15 protein-coding genes are annotated in these 16,743 nt (G+C 43.7%); 4 read left to right on the top strand and 11 right to left on the bottom strand.

Annotation, left to right across the window (positions count from 1 at the left end; all coding sequences use genetic code 11):
- The first annotated feature begins 18 nt into the window (after window positions 1-18).
- Window positions 19-2,346 carry a BamA/TamA family outer membrane protein gene (locus MD536_RS06225; protein ID WP_239596806.1) on the top strand — a complete coding sequence of 776 codons (2,328 nt, stop codon included), beginning with the start codon at window positions 19-21 and terminating at the stop codon, window positions 2,344-2,346.
- On the opposite strand, the gene truB is transcribed toward MD536_RS06225, so the two are convergent.
- The 7 genes from truB to MD536_RS06260 all read right to left on the bottom strand — a co-directional run bounded on the left by truB (window position 2,323) and on the right by MD536_RS06260 (window position 9,427).
- Window positions 2,323-3,075: a tRNA pseudouridine(55) synthase TruB gene (truB, locus tag MD536_RS06230; protein WP_239596808.1), complete on the bottom strand. Its 753-nt coding sequence runs from the start codon at window positions 3,073-3,075 to the stop codon at window positions 2,323-2,325. The two genes, MD536_RS06225 and truB, sit on opposite strands and share 24 nt — an antisense overlap.
- A gap of 39 nt (window positions 3,076-3,114) precedes the next feature.
- Entirely contained in the window at window positions 3,115-4,212 is a 1,098-nt protein-coding gene (locus MD536_RS06235) for a M48 family metallopeptidase (protein ID WP_239596810.1), read from the bottom strand.
- A gap of 9 nt (window positions 4,213-4,221) precedes the next feature.
- Window positions 4,222-5,568 (bottom strand): DUF58 domain-containing protein, encoded by a 1,347-nt coding sequence (locus MD536_RS06240; RefSeq protein WP_239596813.1) that lies wholly within the window; start codon window positions 5,566-5,568, stop codon window positions 4,222-4,224.
- Window positions 5,568-6,545, bottom strand: coding sequence for an AAA family ATPase (locus tag MD536_RS06245; protein ID WP_239596815.1), 978 nt, complete (start codon window positions 6,543-6,545; stop codon window positions 5,568-5,570). Before MD536_RS06245 ends, MD536_RS06240 begins: the two co-directional genes overlap by 1 nt.
- Window positions 6,545-7,792, bottom strand: a complete 1,248-nt coding sequence (locus tag MD536_RS06250; RefSeq protein ID WP_239596816.1) for a DUF4350 domain-containing protein — start codon at window positions 7,790-7,792, stop codon at window positions 6,545-6,547. The genes MD536_RS06245 and MD536_RS06250 overlap by 1 nt, the downstream gene beginning before the upstream one ends.
- Window positions 7,789-8,367 (bottom strand): DUF4129 domain-containing protein, encoded by a 579-nt coding sequence (locus MD536_RS06255; RefSeq protein WP_239596818.1) that lies wholly within the window; start codon window positions 8,365-8,367, stop codon window positions 7,789-7,791. The genes MD536_RS06250 and MD536_RS06255 overlap by 4 nt, the downstream gene beginning before the upstream one ends.
- Before the next feature lie 100 nt (window positions 8,368-8,467).
- Entirely contained in the window at window positions 8,468-9,427 is a 960-nt protein-coding gene (locus MD536_RS06260) for a stage II sporulation protein M (RefSeq protein WP_239596820.1), read from the bottom strand.
- Window positions 9,428-9,498: 71 nt separating this feature from the next.
- Between MD536_RS06260 and MD536_RS06265 the strand changes: the two genes are divergently transcribed.
- Window positions 9,499-10,266 (top strand): RDD family protein, encoded by a 768-nt coding sequence (locus MD536_RS06265; protein ID WP_239596822.1) that lies wholly within the window; start codon window positions 9,499-9,501, stop codon window positions 10,264-10,266.
- A 1-nt stretch (window position 10,267) separates the two neighbouring features.
- Here the strand turns inward: MD536_RS06265 and MD536_RS06270 are convergent, their stop codons facing one another.
- From MD536_RS06270 to proS, 3 genes are all read right to left on the bottom strand, one after another.
- Window positions 10,268-10,717: a DUF5362 family protein gene (locus MD536_RS06270; protein ID WP_239596823.1), complete on the bottom strand. Its 450-nt coding sequence runs from the start codon at window positions 10,715-10,717 to the stop codon at window positions 10,268-10,270.
- A 27-nt stretch (window positions 10,718-10,744) separates the two neighbouring features.
- Window positions 10,745-11,194, bottom strand: a complete 450-nt coding sequence (locus MD536_RS06275; RefSeq protein WP_239596826.1) for a hypothetical protein — start codon at window positions 11,192-11,194, stop codon at window positions 10,745-10,747.
- Window positions 11,195-11,275: 81 nt separating this feature from the next.
- A complete protein-coding gene (gene proS, locus MD536_RS06280; protein WP_239596829.1) occupies window positions 11,276-12,751 on the bottom strand; it encodes a proline--tRNA ligase in 1,476 nt (491 codons plus the stop codon).
- A 117-nt stretch (window positions 12,752-12,868) separates the two neighbouring features.
- Here proS and MD536_RS06285 point away from each other — a divergent pair, with 117 nt between their 5' ends.
- Window positions 12,869-13,723 carry a hypothetical protein gene (locus MD536_RS06285; RefSeq protein WP_239596831.1) on the top strand — a complete coding sequence of 285 codons (855 nt, stop codon included), beginning with the start codon at window positions 12,869-12,871 and terminating at the stop codon, window positions 13,721-13,723.
- A gap of 87 nt (window positions 13,724-13,810) precedes the next feature.
- On the top strand, window positions 13,811-15,370 hold the full coding sequence (locus MD536_RS06290) for an outer membrane protein transport protein (RefSeq protein ID WP_239596833.1): 1,560 nt from the start codon (window positions 13,811-13,813) through the stop codon (window positions 15,368-15,370).
- On the opposite strand, the gene MD536_RS06295 is transcribed toward MD536_RS06290, so the two are convergent.
- Window positions 15,360-16,706, bottom strand: coding sequence for a GH1 family beta-glucosidase (locus MD536_RS06295; protein ID WP_239596834.1), 1,347 nt, complete (start codon window positions 16,704-16,706; stop codon window positions 15,360-15,362). The genes MD536_RS06290 and MD536_RS06295 overlap by 11 nt on opposite strands.
- Window positions 16,707-16,743 lie beyond the last annotated feature (37 nt).

Genomic DNA, 16,743 nt, shown 5'->3' on the forward strand with positions numbered 1-16,743 from the left:
ATTATTTTTCAATCAACTATGCCTTTTACCAAGAACAACTACATCCGTACAAGCTGGCTCCGGGTGTATGGGTACGCTTTGTTGTTCCTGGTTACGGGATGCAAGGTCATAAAAAATTACCCCAGTCCCCAACCCTTTGTTTATAAAACTACGATCAAACTGGATGCAAAACTTCCTTCCACTGATAGGGCAAATCTTATTAGTAAAATTGAAAACCAGTTATCCGACAGCCTGCAGGTCCGTTATAGCAAAAAGGGCTTTTTGAAAAAACAACTCGACCGGCCAGCTGTATTTGACACTTCCTATGCGGTTGAATCTGTCCGTTATATTAATGACCTTCTGCGCGCCTATGGATATATGTATGGAAAAATCAGCTGGGACAGTTCAATTACCAAGGTCGAAGATCAAAAAAGAGTGACTACTACTTTTCGGGTTAATCCGGGGAAAGTATTACGTCTCGATTCCATCGGTTTTGATTTTCGGGACAGCACGCTGCAAACCCTGGTGCAGAACTCCAGGAAAGAAAGCACACTGAAAAAAGGAGATCCCTACTCCAATGAAAAAATATCGGCTGAAATTGACCGGATGTTAAATGTCTTCCGCGATAATGGGTACCTGAAAATAACCAGGCAGGATGTGTATGCGGAAGTGGACACTATTGTAGCCGCGTTGATTGACCCGGGACTGGACCCTTTCGAACAGATCCGCTTATTGGAAGAAGTGCAGAAGCGAAGAGAGAACCCGCAAATTGATATAATATTTAAACAGCGGGGTACAGAAAACCCGGAACATCTTCAGCAATACCGGTTTCGATACATTCGGTTTTATCCGGATCTGTCAATTGTAGCTGACAGTTCTATCTCCACCAATAAAGACACGGTTAGCCGCAGGAATATTAGTGTAATCCGCTCACGCGACATGACCAAGCCTTCTTTTCTTTTCCGTAACAACCAGATGATCCCAGGTAACCTGTACCGCCAAAAAGATGTGTACCGAACCAATAATGTCTTTCAGCAGATGAGTGCCTGGCAGCAGGTCGGTATCGACTTATTTCCGGTTGACAGCCTGGGCGTGGTAGATGCAGATGTTAATATGTACCTCGCTAAAAAACAGAATATTTCAGTGGATGTGGAAGCCAGCCGAAACGCAACAGATCTTATCACTACCACCAACCTTTTCGGTTTGGCGCTCAATTTTGGATTGCAGGACCGTAACCTGAGTAAACAATCTGTATTGGCAAGCACCAATTTTCGTTTTGGTATTGAACTGGGTAACCAGGGCAGAATTATTCAAACTTTTCAAACCAGCATAACACAAAGTTTTACCATACCAAAATTCGTAACACCCTTCAAAATTCCGAGGGAACGCCGGCTGCAGAGTTCCCGCACCTTACTTTCTGCCAGTGGTTCTATCACCAACCTGCGTGATTTCTTACGGGTACAATCTATTAATACGGCAATCGGCTATGAATGGACGAATGCGAAGAATCGAAACTGGTATTACAGTCCGCTGAATGTAGAATATGTTCGTTTGTACAAAACCGATAGTTTTTATAAACAGGCAGCGATCATTCCCAATCTGGAAAACTTCTATAATGATGGCCTTATCATATCACAATACCTAATTCTGCGCAATGCCTGGGCCAGAAACAAAAAAGTGTATAACCTGAAAATTCAACTGGAAGAAAGTGGCGGTATATTTGGAAACTTTAAACAGTTTGATCTGAAAGCCCGCCTGTTCCGGTTTGCCAAAGCCGATATTGACTTCAGACATTATATCAATAAGAGAAACACCTCCTGGGCTTTTCGATTTTTTGTGGGTTTGGGTATCCCTTATGGCAAACAATATGACTCCCTGGGTAATATCATTACGGAACCTAATCTCCCTTTCTTCAAATCTTATTTTGCCGGCGGCCCCAGCAGTATGAGAGCCTGGCAGGTAAGACAATTAGGACCCGGTTCGTCAAAGTTCTTCCAGGGTACCAATACCTTTCGGTTTGCCGACTTTCAACTGGAATCCAATATTGAATACAGGTTTCCTTTGGGCACCCTCTTTGGTATTAACCTGAAAAGTGCCTTTTTTGCCGACATTGGTAATATTTGGTATCGGAACAACCAGGGTAATCCTGCATTAGACGATGGTGTTTTCAGATTTAAAAATTTATATAGGGATATCGCCGTTGCTGGTGGCACCAGCCTTCGACTCGATTTTAATTATTTCATGATTCGGTTCGACTGGGCTTACAAACTAAAAGATCCGCTGTTTGCTGAACAGCAGAATGGCTGGTTTCAAAATATAAACCTGTTGAAAGGCCAATTTCAGCTAGGTATCAACGCTCCTTTCTAACTGGTCACGGATAAATACTGCAGCCTGTTCCATATTCAGGGCATCCTCCACATTAAAATTTCCAATTCTGGTTCTGCGAAGACTGGTAAGATAAGCACCACAACCCAGTGTCTGCCCCAGGTCATTGGCCAAACTGCGTATATAGGTACCCGTTGTACAGACAACTTTAAAATGAACGAGTCCCGCTTCCAGTTTGGTACAACTGAATTCAAGAATAGTTAAAGGTCGGGGTTCGAGTTTTACCTCTTTTCCCTTACGGGCCAGTTCATACACCCGTTTGCCATTGATCTTGATAGCAGAGTGTATGGGAGGAACCTGCATGATGGGGCCACGAAAAGCCTCCATGGCGGCATCCACCTCCTTCCAATCAATTTTATTTCCATCTTCTCTGTACACACCGCCTTCTTTTATAGAAAAACCCGCTGTTGGCACCGGCTCGGATTCAAGGTCATAAGTTGGCGTAGAAGCTCCCAACTGAAGGGTGCCGGTATACTCCTTTTCCTGCGCCATGTATTCATTGATCTTCTTGGTAAACTTTCCGGTACAGACAATTAGTAATCCGGTAGCCAGCGGATCAAGGGTACCCGCATGGCCCACTTTTTTTGTTCGGACCTGGTTCCTGAGTTTCCTTACCACGTCAAATGAGGTCCAGTCGAGTGGTTTGTCAATCAATAACACAGTACCGGCAGCAAAGGGGTTTTCAGTTGTTATATCTTGTGTGTTTGTCAATTTTTTTTGCAAAGGTAAGTCCGCACCTCTTAGCATGTATCACCATTCATTCTTTCCCGATCCGGAAATGCTGTTCCTAAGTTGTTTCCAGGATTCCTCAATGGACGCGGGTGTTTCAAAGGTTTGAGGAAATTGCCGGATATATTGTTCAGCAGTCGCTTTTCGATCGGCAGTCAAGGGATGCGTGCTTAAAAAACCTGGCAGTGTTGTGCCCGATTCCGCTTTTTTCAGTCGATCCATAAGGCCAATCATGCCCCTTGGATCCACCCGATTGCCTCTCATCAGGTCCATTGCGCTTGCATCTGCTTCTTCTTCCAGCGAACGTGAATAGGAAAGGGAACGCAACTGATCAGCCTGACCAACCACTGCTGAGCCGATTGATCCCAGGTCACCAAAGACCATGGACAAGAGAACCGAGCCGGATAACTGGCGAAGAATGGATCGGAGACTGTGTCGTTCATTAACATGGCTGGCTTCATGTCCAAGTAAGGCTACCAGTTCTTCAGGCTTCTCCATTTCTTCCAGAATACCTTTATAAACAACGATACGCCCTCCCGGAATGGCAAATGCGTTGATTTCCTTTTCATCCACTACTGTAAAATTCAGTTTATACTGTTCACTCAGTTTGAGTTCATGAGCAAACAGGGTTAGTTTTTCAGTTGCTGCGGAATCAATTTTTAATACTTCAGCCATGGATGCATAGATCATCTCTCCTAACTCCCTTTCCTTTTCCGTCGAAACCAATTGCAGACCTATGCCTGTTATGAGGGAAATAAGCAGAAAATAAATACCAAGTAAGCCACCAGCAATTACGAGCAGCAAGACCGGCCATTTCCAATGTTTTTTTGCTTTTGTTGAAAATGTCTTGGCACCCGAAACTTTCTTGTTTAGTTCCGGCCAAAGCAGGTGGTTAACAGAAACAGTCAATCTTTCAAAACCATCAGGCAACAATTGAAGCAAGGCCACTCCGTTACTGGTTTCAACCAGACGAATACCGTCAATTGCAAATGCTCCAATAAAAGATTCGTCTGCAGCATCATATAATTGAATGGCCTGATCAAATATTAATATACGAACCTTTCTGGCAGGCTCCTGTTGCCTTGCCTGGTACCAAACCTCATGTTGCTTATCGAGCATGCTGCAAAATTAAATAATCTGCCTTGCCTTCCACTCCAGGTATTTGTTAATGGTTTGTGTAGTCAATTGCCTGGGAGGGGTAAGTATAGACTGAATTCCATATTTCTGAAGTTCCTTGACCATTCGTTTTTTTTCAAGAATAAACTTCTCGGTTATAACCTTAATATAAAGTTGCTCCAGGTTTTCTACCGGTTGTTCCGCTTGTTGCTGTAATTCGGTATTCTCGAAAAACACTACCAGCAATTGATGTTGCCTGGCCAGTGAACGGATATAGGGCAGTTGCCTTTGCAAACTACTCATCGATTCAAAATTGGTAAACAATATCAGTAAACTACGATGGGTAATCCGGCTTTTCACAAGTGTGACCAGTTTTTCATAATCCGCTTCCAAAAAATTGGTCTGCTGGCGATAGAGCGTTTCAGCCAGCAAACTCATTTGCATGCCTTTTCGGTCTGCTGGTACGAACTGCCCCATGGTTTCTGCGAAACAGATCAATCCGGCTTTATCGTATTTAACCAGTGCAACCCTGCTAAGCACCAGGCTAGCATTGATTGCATAATCGAGCAGCGTCATTCCTTCAAACGGCTGTTTCATTACCCGACTTTTATCGATCAGGCAATACACCTGTTGGCTTCTTTCATCCGTGTAGTTGTTCACCATCAGGGCACCGCCTTTTCTTGCAGTGGCTTTCCAGTTAATGGTACGAAGATCGTCGCCGGGTACATAGTCCTTGATCTCTTCAAACTCCATACTATGCCCAACTTTACGGATTTTCCTGTTTCCAATATCAGACGTTGTGGCATTATGCGCTACTAATTCATATTGCCGAAGCGAATGAAAAGCAGGCCATACCATAACCATTTTCTCAGCTGGCAAACTGTATTTTCTTTCAGCAAGCGACAGCGGAGAACGAACCAGTACCGTTATATTCCCAAACATATATTCTCCCCTGCTGACCGGCCGGAGTGAATACAGCAGTTGTTTTTTCTCATTCGCTTCCAGGGTAACCGGAATTAAAAAGTTGCGCGCCTGAAACTGAATGGGAACTTCATCTATCAGATCGGCTTTAACAGAAAAGGGATAATCCGATTGAACATCCACATAAATTTTATTTTCATCCCCATTGCTGAAAACATCCGCCATCCTTCTACTTGCTTTGATGCCTTCCTTTAACCGGAACAACATCAAAATATCGATAAGCGTTAGCAGGATCAGTGTTCCAAGCAAAATGAGTCCCAATTCAAACAAAACGGGAATAAAAAAAGTGAGAACAAAAAAACAGGCTATCCCGATCAGCATCCTGAAGAGACGGGGTGTAAAAAAAAGGCGGTATACAACTAATTCCTTTTCAGCCATTAGCGGGGTACTTCAATGGTTTGTACTATTTCCTTAATCACTTCATCAGCGGTGCCACCTTCCATCTCCTTTTCGGGTGTTATTATAATCCGATGGCGCAAAACCGGAGCCGTAACAAATACCACATCTTCCGGTGTTACAAAATCTCTTGCATTGATAGCAGCATATGCTTTGGATGCATTGAGTATCCCAATAGAAGCACGGGGTGAGGCACCCAGGTAGATATGTTTATGATTACGCGTCTGATTTACGATGGCAGCAATAAATCCAAGCAACTTCTCTTCTACATGAATTTGTTTCACCTGTTGCCGTAATAACAATAATTGTTCTTTGTTTAATACAGGTCGGATAACATTAAGCAAATTTTCAGCACCTTTCTCGTGATGTAATTTAAGAATGGTTACCTCTTCCTCAATGGTTGGATAATCTATGAGAATCTTGAATAAAAAGCGATCCAGCTGAGCTTCCGGCAAGTGATAAGTCCCCTCCTGTTCAACCGGATTCTGTGTTGCCACTACCAGGAACGGCGGATCCATTGTATAGGTACTTCCATCAATGGTAACCTGCTTTTCTTCCATTACTTCAAAGAGTGCAGCCTGTGTTTTTGCAGGAGCCCGGTTGATTTCATCAATCAGCACCAGGTTGCTGAAAATCGGCCCCTTCCGAAACTGGAAACTGGCTTGTTGTGGATGGAAGATACTGGTTCCCAGAACATCACCCGGCATCAGATCAGGCGTAAATTGGATACGCGAAAAACCAACATCTACTGCCTTGCTTAGCAAACGGGCAGTGAGTGTTTTGGCAACACCCGGAACCCCTTCTATCAGGACATGCCCATCGGCCAGTAATGCTACCAGCAGTAATTCAACCATCGCTTCCTGGCCGATAATTACCCTGGACACTTCCTGCTTAAGTTCATCAACCGCCTGGTTGAGTTGTTGGAGATTTGTTCTTTCTTCAAAAAATTGTTCTTCCATCAGGATCGTTTTATGTGAAATTGTTCTATTAAATCATTCATGCGCAACAGGTCTTCGTCCGACACAGTCCCATGCTCCTCTATCATCCGGAATTCATAAAACAGGCTAGTAAGTAATGCTGGCGCTACACCGCTTTTCAGAGACAACTGTCTCACCAGCTGATCTTCCGGCAGATTGCCCTGAATATGATAATGCTGCCGTATGAATTCCATTAAATAGGTTTCCATTTTTATGGCAAGATCACTATTGTCCTTATGCTGGTAATACAGTCTTCCAATGGTTTTTACAAAATCAAGCGAACTGTTTTCAGGAGGAGTTAAGACAGGAATTATTTTCCTCCTTCTTTTCATTTCACTAAACAACAAGATACCCAGTAAAAAAAGTATGGTATACAAAGCCCATTTTAAAGCAGGATACTTCATAAACACACCTAGGCTAGAAAAATTATTTGTATCAGTCTTAGGTGTCCTGAAGTAATCATCCCACCAGATAAAGGAATACGAATGGGACAGCCCACTCAACAAATCTGACCAATACCGATGATTGTCTTTATGAAGTAAAAAGAAATTGGTTAGCTGCAATGGATTTGAATGAAGGGTAATAGTTCCCGAATCCAATCGCATCCTGATACAGTTGGGCGCACCCGATTGAATAGTTCCAAGAATCTCCCATCCCGAACTACTATCAACAGTAAAATGATAGGGGTTTTTTTCACCCGGGTATCCATAGGTTTGGTAGGTATTGAGGGCAGAAGTGCGGAGCATGTAGAGAATGGTGTCCGCAGAACTGATCACCGGTTGATCGTATACTATCTGAACCCCAAGGGAATCTAAAAAGGAATTATCATATTCTAGTGAGGCTATAACCAGGTGATTACCTTTCCTGACAAAACGCAGGAGATCCTCTTTTTCCGCATCAGTTGGTAAAAAACGGGGGGAAACAACTACATATAATTCCGGCAGCAAATCTTCCGTTTCGGTCGAATCATTCGATTCAGCCGGGTCTTCCCAATCTACCGAAGACCCACCAATACCAAGTGCTGGTGATTCTTTAATAAGGAAGATATCTTCTGCCTCGGGGAAATAGGTAAATAAGCTATTATAGGCATACCAGGTGCCATATGGAATTTTATCCTGTTGCCAAAGACTAATCCTGGGATTGATAAACTTCGAATCGCAGCCGGCGCAACCCACAAGGCAGCAGGTTATCAGCAAGAGCAGCATTTTATCCAGCCCCTTTATCCTCATACAGTCTGTTGAAAATTGGAAAATTCCTGTTTGATAACTTGATACTTAGCGGCATCGGCAGGAAACCCACCATAGCATACATATTCATATATTCTTGAAAGCTGACGAAACTGTTCAAACTTTTGGTGCTTTCGAAACTGTTGTAAATACCGGGCATTGGTCCATTCTGGATGGTATTCCAGTAAACCCTTTCTTTTCAAAAGCAAGAGTGTTTTAAGATATTGAAGCCGCACCGATTCATGGTAATCCTTCATCGCTTCTGCAGAATTCAAGAGTTGATCCAGGTCAGGCTCTTGAATTCCGGCAGGAGTACCTGCTGTTTTTTTACGTGCTTTAGATTTTTTTGTAAAAAGCAGCAAATTTCGTTCAGACAAGATTCGATATAAAATAAAGCCCAGGAATAGTATAAGCAGCACATAAAAAAATAGTTTTAACCAACCGCTTTTTAAGAAAGATTCCAGCCAGTCCAATTGTTGCTCATTTTTTACTTCCACCTTTTTAGGCCAGTAAGCAGGATCATTGGCATACCTGAATTCTTTTAATGCTTTCAGTGAATCGATCTGTTGTACAGGCATTTCCAGCTTGTCCTGTGCATAAGCGCAAAACCCGCTAAAAATAAGGATAAGTACTACCGCCAGAGAATGATATAAGAATCGTGCTTTCAGCTTTCGTCAATTAAACTTGATTTTCCAATTGGATTTTCTTTGCTAACCGGATAGGATAATAAATAAAATACCATCCAATAAATGTAAAGGATCCGATTAATATAAACAGACTTAACCAAACCGGCATCCCGGTATGACGGGTTATATAGCCTTCAAAAAAAGCAGCACACATGAATACCGGCACAAGGCCAATCATGATTTTAAGTCCGTCTTTAACACCCATTCGCAATGATTGCAAATGTGTATAGGTTCCCGGAAACAGCAAACTTCGACCAATTACCAATCCGGCACCACCTGCAATTACGATCGCTGAAATCTCCAGTGCACCATGTATCCAGATTACCAATATAGATTCCCATCCCAGTCCTTTAGCAAAAAAGAAATATTGAAAGGATCCCAGCATCACCCCATTTTTGAACAGCATGTAAACTGTTCCAACGCCGGCAAAAAATCCTGCTACAAACATGTTAAATGCCACCCTGATATTATTAAGGGCTATCGCTAGAAACATGTACAACTCACCTTCCTGTTTATACACACCAAAAGGATCTCCTTTTGCAATATTTTCTTCTGTCATATCAACATACTGACTGCCCAGTACTCCCCGAACAAATTCCTGGTCCTGTGCGGAAGAAAAGACTGCAATCAATGCAAATACAACAAACACCAGTAGAGAGTAAAACAACATTTGATGGTGCTTTCGGACTACTAATGGCAATTCAGTAACAAAAAAACGACGAAGCCGGGAGGTTTCTTCTTTTTTATTGCTATAGATAGAAAGATATTTTGAACTTGCCAGCCCGTTTAGATAAATGGTAACCTGGCTTTTGGGATAAAATGTTTTAGCATATCCAAGATCATTTACCAGTTCCGTGAACTGAGTAGCTAGTTCATCCGGACCAGCGGCACCATTTTCCTGGATGCTTTTCCATTTTTCAATATTCGTTTGCAGGAATTTTCCTTCACGCATAGGCCAACAATATAAGGTCAAAATTTTATTTCCGGAAATCAGTATGAGGTATTATCTTTTCGCACTGTACTATGCCTGTAACAAAACTTCATACCGGTTTTAACATTGAGGTAGAATTTACAATCAGTGCTTTTCACAAACGACTACTAGCCTGGTTCATTGACCTTGTAGTAGTACTAATTTATAGCTGGCTGGTCAATAAATTCGTAAATAGTTTTAAATCGAGCCCGTTTGACACTTCCTTAGGATGGTTGGATATACTTGCATGGATTCCTATTTTACTCTATTTCCTGATTGCAGAAGTTACCATGAACGGGCAAACGCCGGGCAAGCGAATCATGCGAATAAAGGTCATTACCGCAACCGGAGGTCAACCAACGCTCAGCCAATACCTGATACGGTGGCTTTTTCGGTCAGTAGATTTTCCATTGATGGTGTTTTTTTCTCTGATTTATTCAATCTGGCCCTGGTATTTATTTCCCCTGTTATTCACAGGATTGATCAGTTTTATACTAACTCCGCTTTCACAACGAATTGGGGACCTCCTGGCTGGCACCATAGTCATAGACACCAATACAGAATCTGCCTGGCAGCATACTGTTTTCACGGAGGTCGAAGATAATTATCAGGCTGTATTTCCGGGCGTAATGAAATTAAGCGACCGGGACATGAACACGATTAAGCAGGTACTGCTATACACACGAAAAAGACCGGGTGATCCGGTGTTGGAAAGAGTTGCTTATAAAATAAAAATGGCACTCAAAATCGAAACCGATCTGAGTGCCGAAAACTTTCTGCAAACCCTTCTGAAGGATTATAATTACCTGTCGAGAAAATAACTTAAAAGGAAGCAAATCCGATTATAGCAACCCCCACTATTACCAGCAGGTAGATAGACATTAAGATTATTGTCAGTATGCCAATAAAGCGAAAACAGGATTTCAGGTTCCTGAAGGACGTCTGCAGTTGAACAGGTTCACCCGCCTGGAGAGCAGCCTGCATTCCCGCTGCGAACCGATACAGGTATAAACAGGGAAAAAAGTACAACGCAGCCATGGCAATATAAACCAGTGAAAGACCAGAGGAATACATACCTACAGGTCCGGCTAACTCACGCGAATTAACAGAAGAAAAGAAAAACGTCATGCCCAGTCCGATTAATACAATCAGACCGCATCCAATAAAGCCGAGGATCGACAAAAACTTTGCCCACTTGGCAGTTTCTTTGAGATAACCGTTTGACAGCTCATCAATTTGCAATTCAAACAGGTTTGATTGGGTTGTTTCCATTATGATTGATTTGGTTTAAGGAAGTATTCATTGCGCACCCCAGCCCAGTATGGAGGCAATTCCGGTAAACACAATAAAGGCCGCATATAATCCAATTATCAGAAAAGTCCATATTGCCAGATAGCGAAAAAATGAACGGAGACAAAGCAGTGAAATTGTCAGACTGGTGGAATTTTCCTGACCAGCCATCCGTTTCATGTGAAATCCAAACCTGTACAACCAACGGAACGGAAAATAAAGAAACAATACAGCCAACAAGGATGCAACGCTAGTTGTGGCTGCCAGATCCCTGGCAGCTTCCTCTTTTACCTGTAATACAACTAACGAATATATCGACCTCGCACCGAGATAAACCAGGCCAATCAAAAACAGGTATCCGGCAATTGCCAGCCATCGGGCCCATTTGGCAGCATCCTGTAAAAGCAGCCAGTTACCCGCTTCCACTTCTATCCGATTCTTTGAATTTTCCGCTATCATAACATTTAAAGCTTTAATATAAAAAAAACATGCAGAAGCCAACCAGCTCTGCATGTTTATATTTTTTATGGTATCCCCGGATTAGTATGCTCTTGCAAACAAAACCCGCTGTGTACTAGGCTTTCCTGTCAGGATACAGGTGCCTGCTTCCTGTTTGTTGTCAAGCGGGATACAACGAATGGTTGCCTTTGTTTTTTCCTTTATGGCTTCTTCTGTTTCAGCTGTCCCATCCCAATGAGCAGCCAGGAATCCACCCTTTTCATCCAATAGCCGTTCGAATTCAGCCCAATCATTCACCTCGGTAATATGACTATCTCTGTACGCTTTTGCCTTATTGAACATGTTCTCCTGAATTTCATCCAGCAAGTTTTTTACCTGCTCTGCCAGGTTTTCCAAAGGAAGGGTTTGTTTTTCCTTGGTATCTCTCCTGGCTACTTCAGCTACTTTGTTTTCCAGGTCCCTCGCTCCTAAGGCGATCCTCACCGGAACACCTTTCATTTCGTATTCAGCGAACTTCCAGCCCGGACGCGTATTATCGCTATCGTCGTATTTTACGGATATGCCAAGTGCTTTCAATCCTGTGATGATTTCATTCACCTTTTCGCCAATCAGCGCTTTTTGCTCATCCCCCTTATAAATTGGTACAATTACTACTTGTAACGGTGCAATTTTCGGAGGCAGGATCAGTCCCTGGTCATCACTATGCGCCATCACCAGCGCTCCAATCAAGCGAGTACTTACCCCCCAGCTGGTAGCCCAAACATATTCCAGCTTGTTTTCTTTCGTCAGAAATTTTACATCAAAGGCCCGGGCGAAATTTTGTCCGAGAAAATGAGAGGTTCCAGCCTGCAGTGCTTTTCCATCCTGCATCAGCGCTTCAATACAATAGGTGTCCTCCGCTCCTGCAAACCGTTCGGAAGGCGTTTTTACACCCTTAATAACGGGTACTGCCATATATTCCTCCACAAAGCGAGCATATACATCCAGCATTTTTTCGGTTTCCTCTACCGCTTCTTCTTTTGTAGCATGGGCGGTATGGCCTTCCTGCCACAGAAACTCGGCGGTTCTGAGAAATAGCCGGGTTCTCATCTCCCAGCGAACCACATTGGCCCACTGGTTGATCAGCAGAGGAAGATCACGATAACTCTGGATCCAGTCTTTATAGGTATTCCAAATGATCGTTTCAGAAGTCGGACGAACAATCAGTTCCTCTTCCAGTTTGGCTTCCGGATCAACAACTACTCCACCCCCATTCGGATCATTTTTCAATCGATAGTGGGTTACAACGGCACACTCTTTGGCAAAGCCTTCCACATGGGCTGCCTCTTTGGAAAGGAAGCTTTTCGGGATGAACAGCGGGAAATAGGCGTTCACATGCCCAGTCTCCTTGAACATCCGGTCGAGCTGGTCGCGCATATTCTCCCAGAGAGTAAACCCATAAGGTTTTATTACCATACAACCTCTAACGGCAGAGTAATCCGCCAGTCCGCCTTTCAGAACTAAATCGTTATACCACTGGCTATAATCCGCTTCCCGGCTCGTAATTTCTTTACTCATGCTAACTGATTGGGTTTTAACATTTAACTTGCAACGAAAGATTAAAAATCGCTGTCTAATTTGTACTTTAGTAGAGCGAACGCAAAAGTAATTTTTTAACTCATTAATCGCTGAGCCATGAACCTCAAAATTTCTTCCTTACTGGTGGTGGCCGCTGCTCTTACACTGGGTAGCTGTTCCTCCGTATACAAATCCGGACAAACACCGGATGATGTTTATTATTCTCCCGGAAGAACGGGGGCGGCCTATGCATCAGGAAATGATGACAATGGCTCAGATTATCTTGCAACCAATCAGCGCCGTCGGTACAATGATCGCGTAACTGATCCGAACTACGCGGATGATCAATACATGCGAATGGCCATCGCTACTGGCCGTCGTCCTATGTTCTTTGATGATTTTGCCATGATGAATCCCTATTACCGAAACAACTGGGCGTTTAACAGCTGGATGGTTTGGAATAGCCCCTGGAACAGCCCCTGGAATTCCATGTACATGTGGAACAGTTTTTATAATCCTTACTGGGGAATTGGAAACGGCTGGTATGGCGGAGGATTTGGCCTTGGCTGGTCTCCCGGATGGGGAACTGGTTGGGGTCCGGGCTGGGGTGGTGGTCACTGGGCTGGTGGTGGAATCATCAACAAGCCCGGCTATTATACAGCTCCGCGTCCAAGTCGCCCAAGATCTGGTTTTACAATGGGTAGCTATTTGAACACCAATAACAACCGGAACAGTTATCGTGTAAACAATTCTTATTACGGAAACTATAACAACCGGAATAGTTACAACGATAACCGCAGTTTCAACAACAGCAACAACCGGAGCATGTATAACAACAATCGCTCTACCAATTCAGGCTCTTTCGACAGGCCTACGCGCTCTTATTCACCCTCTTCCTCACCATCTGGCGGTAGCCGTGGTAGTTCAGGAGGTGGCGGTGGAGTGAGTCGCCCAACCCGCTCAGGTAATTAAACTTTTCATATAACGTATCGGAGGAAACAACCAAAACAGGCCGTTTCCTCCTTTTTTATATCCATCCTGTATCTAAAGTAAAGGCACATGCGAAAAAAAGTTCTTCTTGTATCCTTCAGTTTCTGTTCACTAATTGGTTTTGCCCAGGTACCCGAAGATGCACTGCGAATGTCCTGGAATACACCCGGTGGTACAGCTCGCAACCAGGCTATCGGTGGCGTGATGGGTTCACTTGGAGGAGATATAACATCGAATTTCATCAACCCCGCCGGTATCGGTATTTACCGAACCAGCGAGGTAGTTATCAGTCCGGGATTCAATTTTTTAAACAATGACGGCACTTTCAGAGGCACCAAAACAAGCCAGAATAATTCCAATGCATTTTTTGGAACAAGCGGATTTGTATTAGGTATTCCATCCAATCCGCGAAGCCGTAATAAAAGCAGCAGCGCTTTCAGTATTGCTATCAACCGGGCGGCAGATTTTAACCAGAAAATAAATTATCGCGGCCAGAATGATTTCAGCTCTTTTTCTGAAGCCTACGCTTCCGAAATTGCCAATTCAGGTCTTTCCCTCGATGATGCACTGAACTCCAATAGTATTTCCTTCCCTGCCCGAATGGGCCTTTATACCTACCTGGTTGATACCCTTACCACTCCTGGTTTTGGCACTGAAGTAGTGGCATCTCCTCTCCGGTATGCTTTTGAACAGGATACTGCCTTCTTACTGAATCAGGATAATTATATTGAATCCAAAGGAGGTATTACAGAATTAGCATTCAGTTTTGCCGGTTCCAGCAAGGAGAAAATCTTCTGGGGTGTAAGCCTGGGAGTTCCCATTATGAATTATGAGCGGGCCAGTACCCTTACTGAATCCGATGCTACTGATAATAACACCAATTATTTCAAAGAAACCTACCTCCGCGAGCGCTTTACCAGCCGGGGAGTTGGACTGAACCTGAAAATGGGATTGATTGTGCGTCCGGTTGAATCTATTCGACTGGGTGCAGCCATCCATACGCCTACTATTTATGGCATGCGCGAAACCTATGATGCAGAGCTATTTGCTGACCTGGAAAACTATAACGCACCCACCACTGTGAACGTTGGAACTCTGAATGAAGGATTTACTCCTGAATACCGGTACGACCTCACTTCTCCCTGGAAGTTCCTGGTTAGTGGTGCCTACATTTTCCGTGAAGTTGAGGACACCCGCCAACAGAAAGGCTTTATTTCAGCTGACCTGGAATATGTTACTCATTCTTCCAGCCGCTTCCGCGATGCCGAATTGGATGGTTCTGGCAGTAATAACTATTTCAATGCAGTTAACAATGTTATCCGCGATATCTACAAAGGAACGCTGAACATGAAAATTGGTGGAGAGTTGAAATTCAACACCATTATGGCAAGAGCTGGATTTGCTTATTATGGAAATCCCTACCGGGACGAAGCCTTAAACGGCAAGCGTATGTTCATCAGCGGTGGACTGGGGTATCGCAATAAAGGTTATTTCATTGATCTGGCTTATGTACATCGAATCACCAATGACGTAAACTTTCCCTACCGTTTGAACGATAAGGCCAACACGTTTGCAGATCTGCGTGGTGGTGGCGGTAATGTAGTGGCTACCGTAGGTTTCAAGTTTTAAGAAAATCTCTCCACCAGAAGCCGGAATCTTTCACGGTTCGGAGCTGTGTTTTAAAGTCGACATGAACCAGCCCGAACCGTGCTTCATATCCCTCCGCCCACTCGAAATTATCCATGAGGGTCCAGGCAAAATAACCGCCCAGTTTTACACCTTCCCTTTTTGATTTTAAAAGTGCCTGAAGATACAATTGAAAATAGCTGATCCTTTCCTGGTCATGTACTTTACCCTGCAGTACCTGATCTTTAAAGGCTGCTCCATTTTCGGTAATCATAATTTCTTTAATTGCACCATATTTCCAAAATCTTCTTATAATGTGCTGGAATGCATCCGCATTGATCTCCCATCCCAGGGCAGTAACCGGCACCTTTCGCTCTTTGGGTTTAACTTCAACAGCCTGTATCAACGGTATAAAAGAATGATGTTTCACAACTATCGGAAAATAATTCTGTAGTCCAATAAAATCCATATCAAACTGCATCTGCTCTGCAAATTTCCAGCTCTTATTTTTCCGGTTCATTTTGTCTACAATGCCTCTGTCATCTTCCGGAAATCCTTTACCCAATAAAGGCTCAACGAACAACCGGTTCATGAAGAGGTCAATCCTGCGGGCAGCTGCCAGATCAGCGGGAGTATCCGAAAATGGAATCACTTCCGAACAGGAAAAACTAGTCCCAATAACGGCATCCGGAATATACTGGCGTAGAATTCTTCCCCCATCCGCCTGCGCAAGGGCAGCATGATGAACTGATTTCAGAAATCCTTCCAGGGAGCGTCTTCCGGGAGCGTGCATACCCAGCATATGTCCCAATGTGGTGAATCCCGATGGCTCATTCAATACCAGCCAGTGTTTAACGGATCCGAAATTTTTGGCACACACTTTTGCGTAATGGCGGAACCATCGATTGATAAGCGGACTCTCCCAGCCCCCCTCGGCCTGTAATACCTGAGGTAGATCCCAGTGATAAAGGGTTACAAAAGGGGTGAGTCCCAGTGAATAACATTCATCGACGAGTCGCTGATAAAATGCAATCCCTTCTGCATTTGCTTTTCCGGAACCATCCGGAAGAATACGCGACCAGGAAATACTGAACCGGAACGAGTTGAATCCAAGTGCTTTTACCAATAACAAATCATCTCTGTACCGATGATAGAAATCACAGGCAACTGTAGGCCTTGCTCCCTTTTTGATCACTCCCTTTCGCCTGGCAAACTGGTCCCAGATGGAGGGCGACCTTCCGTCTTCCGAAACAGCCCCTTCATTCTGGGCAGCAGATAGAGCAACACCCCAATGAAAATCCTTTCCAAATGATGACGCTTTCAGTTCGGATGTTACCATTTCAGCAAATTAGCATTACTGCCAATTGACCCATATT

Origin of the sequence: Flavihumibacter cheonanensis (assembly GCF_022352215.1) — a bacterium.
In the GTDB taxonomy this organism is placed as follows: Bacteria; Bacteroidota; Bacteroidia; order Chitinophagales; family Chitinophagaceae; genus Flavihumibacter; species Flavihumibacter cheonanensis.

Coding starts and splice junctions, on each gene's coding strand:
- MD536_RS06225 (WP_239596806.1), top strand. CDS start 19: ATGCCTTTTACCAAGAACAACTACATCCGTACAAGCTGGCTCCGGGTG.
- MD536_RS06270 (WP_239596823.1), bottom strand. CDS start 10,717: ATGGAAACAACCCAATCAAACCTGTTTGAATTGCAAATTGATGAGCTG.
- MD536_RS06265 (WP_239596822.1), top strand. CDS start 9,499: ATGCCTGTAACAAAACTTCATACCGGTTTTAACATTGAGGTAGAATTT.
- MD536_RS06235 (WP_239596810.1), bottom strand. CDS start 4,212: ATGCTCGATAAGCAACATGAGGTTTGGTACCAGGCAAGGCAACAGGAG.
- MD536_RS06290 (WP_239596833.1), top strand. CDS start 13,811: ATGCGAAAAAAAGTTCTTCTTGTATCCTTCAGTTTCTGTTCACTAATT.
- MD536_RS06275 (WP_239596826.1), bottom strand. CDS start 11,194: ATGATAGCGGAAAATTCAAAGAATCGGATAGAAGTGGAAGCGGGTAAC.
- MD536_RS06295 (WP_239596834.1), bottom strand. CDS start 16,706: ATGGTAACATCCGAACTGAAAGCGTCATCATTTGGAAAGGATTTTCAT.
- MD536_RS06245 (WP_239596815.1), bottom strand. CDS start 6,545: ATGGAAGAACAATTTTTTGAAGAAAGAACAAATCTCCAACAACTCAAC.
- MD536_RS06260 (WP_239596820.1), bottom strand. CDS start 9,427: ATGCGTGAAGGAAAATTCCTGCAAACGAATATTGAAAAATGGAAAAGC.
- MD536_RS06250 (WP_239596816.1), bottom strand. CDS start 7,792: ATGAGGATAAAGGGGCTGGATAAAATGCTGCTCTTGCTGATAACCTGC.
- MD536_RS06285 (WP_239596831.1), top strand. CDS start 12,869: ATGAACCTCAAAATTTCTTCCTTACTGGTGGTGGCCGCTGCTCTTACA.
- MD536_RS06240 (WP_239596813.1), bottom strand. CDS start 5,568: ATGGCTGAAAAGGAATTAGTTGTATACCGCCTTTTTTTTACACCCCGT.
- MD536_RS06255 (WP_239596818.1), bottom strand. CDS start 8,367: ATGCCTGTACAACAGATCGATTCACTGAAAGCATTAAAAGAATTCAGG.
- proS (WP_239596829.1), bottom strand. CDS start 12,751: ATGAGTAAAGAAATTACGAGCCGGGAAGCGGATTATAGCCAGTGGTAT.